The organism is Phormidium sp. FACHB-1136, from assembly GCF_014697375.1.
Lineage (GTDB): Bacteria > Cyanobacteriota > Cyanobacteriia > Phormidesmidales > Phormidesmidaceae > Nodosilinea.
On record NZ_JACJRS010000222.1, the window covers coordinates 1 to 2492 of the forward strand.

The 2492-nt window shown below is 59.0% G+C and carries 3 protein-coding genes; all 3 read right to left on the bottom strand.

Annotated elements, in window-relative coordinates; genetic code table 11:
* Positions 1-692 (bottom strand): N-6 DNA methylase (locus H6G62_RS26730; protein WP_190500829.1); only part of this gene is annotated, 692 nt, incomplete at its 3' end.
* Positions 652-1503, bottom strand: coding sequence for a hypothetical protein (locus H6G62_RS26735; RefSeq protein ID WP_190500831.1), 852 nt, complete (start codon positions 1501-1503; stop codon positions 652-654). The genes H6G62_RS26735 and H6G62_RS26730, both read right to left, overlap by 41 nt.
* A 26-nt stretch (positions 1504-1529) precedes the next feature.
* On the bottom strand, positions 1530-2249 hold the full coding sequence (locus tag H6G62_RS26740) for a hypothetical protein (protein WP_190500833.1): 720 nt from the start codon (positions 2247-2249) through the stop codon (positions 1530-1532).
* Positions 2250-2492: the final 243 nt, after the last annotated feature.

Sequence of the window (2492 nt, forward strand, 5' to 3'; positions counted from 1 at the left end):
TAGCCAGCATGGGTTAGGGCAGCGTAGCCCGTCCTATTTTTTGGAAGGGACGATTGGCAGAAGCCTCTGAATTCTTCAGCAATCGCGTCCAAGTCGCTGTCAGGAATGGGCTTGCCGCGACTATTGAATCCGCACTGTTTAGCCACCGCCATGAAAATGTTGTAATCGTCCATCGGCTCCTGGGACTTTTGAAAGACGACGATGCTGGTGGTGATGCCCGTCTTGCATTCGGCTTGCCACACTTCTTTCGGGAGTTGGATGCTGGCCCAAAGCTGGGCTTCGTTCATCAACCAATGTCGAGCCGCACCGCTTCCCCTATCGGCCAGCATGTCATTGGGCACCAGGGCCACCATTACTTCACCGGGGGCGAGGCTGCGGAGGGCTAGTTCTAGGAACAATGTTTCGAGTTGGGTGGAGGGTTTGACTTGACCTGTTCGCCGCCAATCTGAATTTGGGCTGGCCTCAGCATCTGCTTTTGATTTGCGCCAGTGGTGCCCTAGTTCATAGGTTTGGGCCATCTCGCGCTGAAGGGTCTGTTTTCCAAAGGGAGGGTTGAGGATGGCGAGAGTTCTGAGCGCCAAGGCCGGGGGCGAGGCGAGGGAGGTGCGCTGACCATCGCATTCGGCAAACAGGGCGAGCCAATCGGTGGGGTCAGAAGATAGTGAGTTGGGTGGTGTTTGGGTCTGAAGCATGGGGTTTAGGTCTCCGGGTTGGTTTGGGCGGTGGGGCCAGGGCAGGCCACGGTTCAGGTTGCGCCCGGTGTCCGACGATGACGGTGCCTTGACGCTCCAGGGCATCGCCCCAGACCAATTGGCCCCCCAGCCCTGGAATGGGTAAGGCAAAGTCTGGGGCATAGAGCATGAAGTTGGCGAGGGCGACCTCTAGCAACGGTCGGTCTCGTTCCCAACCCACTAAGGCCCGTGCGTAATTCGAGGCTTCTAGAGCCAGTCGGCCTGTGCCTAGGCAGGGGTCCAAGATTCGCATGGGCTTCGCACCGTGATCCACCTGATGTCCCAGTTCGGCCATCAGTGCCGCAACAGGTTGCAGGGTGGGATAAAAGCGGGTGTGCCGCTGGCCATATTGGCTATGGGCTAAGAGGTGGCCGAAATAGTCACTCGGAAACCGAATTAGTTGACTCAAGTCGAACTCGTTCTCCAGCCTCTTTCGCCGCGTTCCTGCCGTGCGGGTCTCCATCGTGGGAGGACTAGGCTGGTAGGGATGTCCGAGGCTAAATAACATCCACTTGGCCAGATAGCTCACCTCCCGCATTCCGGGTTTCTGGCTTTCACCACCAACGGCTCTGAAGCAGGCTTTGAGCATGGTCAAGGGTTTATCAAATCCGGCATCTCCCGGCTTGAGGAAGGGGATGGGTTCAGGGCGGGCGAGGGTGTCTAGGGTGAGGTGGGGCTGGGTTTTGGTCTGGTGCCACAGTTCGTAGCGACCTTGGTAGGTCGAATCAAGCCGCAGCAGTTCAGGCAGCAGCCAGCCATGGGATTGAGTCATGGGTTTTGTTGGGGTAAGGGGGTGGGTTAAATCGCAACTTCAGGCATTGTGCGGATGTCGAGGTAGGCGGCGAGGGTGGGATCTAAGGGGGGTGTGAATCGGGGTTCGCTTTCGCCCTTCAACTGCTGGATGATCCAGGTCTGGGTTTGGTGGTGGCGCTGACGGTTCCAGCGCATGACGAGGGACTGGGGTGGATGGCTAACGCTGAGCGCGACGATGACGAGCTTAATCTGGTTGAGGTTCAGCCCTTCGGTTTGGTGGAAATGCTCCGCTGCGACCCAGAGCTTGAGCGCATCGGCTCGGCTGGGTCTAGGCTTGCGTATGGCCCAATCCATCAGCTTGGGCAGGCCCCGTCGGTAGCCCAGGTTGACGGTGGCCTGAATCCAGTGCGTGACCCCGTCTAGGATGAGCGGGGCTTGAAGGGGCCGCTGGAGGCGCAGGTGTCGGGTCGGGGTCGTTAAGGCGGCGGGCGTCAGGGTTTGGATTTGCTCAACGAGAGGCTGAAGGTCAGGGTGTTGTTCGAGGATGGGCTGATAGTCTAAGCCCAACTGGGCCTGTTGAAGAATGGTCAGGAGTCGGCGCTGCTGTTCGGCAGGACTCATCGGCGTCGTGCGATGGCTAGGATGGGCACTGAATCCACGGGGTCGGCAGAGGTCTTGAATCGACAGGAAGGCCATGGGGGCATCGAGAATAGACGTCCCCCCACCTTCCCGATAGGGAAGTTTAGGGTGAGGGGGAGTAGCCATGGCCCCGCGTCTTGTCATAATTGAGCCTGAGAGCCGCGCTGTGACCGCGATTTCACCACTCCCTATGCGTGACCCCATTCAGGCGCTGGTGCAAGGCGTTCGCCAAGACCTGCTGCCAGAGTTGCACCTCGAAAGCATCGATCCGCATCATCCTGTGGTGGTTCATCGGGTGCCGGAGCCTTGGCGCTGTCTGGGGGTGGGCAACTATGCCGCCGTGTTTCTACATCCTGACTATCCCGAACA

Coding starts and splice junctions, on each gene's coding strand:
- H6G62_RS26740 (WP_190500833.1), bottom strand. CDS start 2,249: ATGGCTACTCCCCCTCACCCTAAACTTCCCTATCGGGAAGGTGGGGGG.
- H6G62_RS26735 (WP_190500831.1), bottom strand. CDS start 1,503: ATGACTCAATCCCATGGCTGGCTGCTGCCTGAACTGCTGCGGCTTGAT.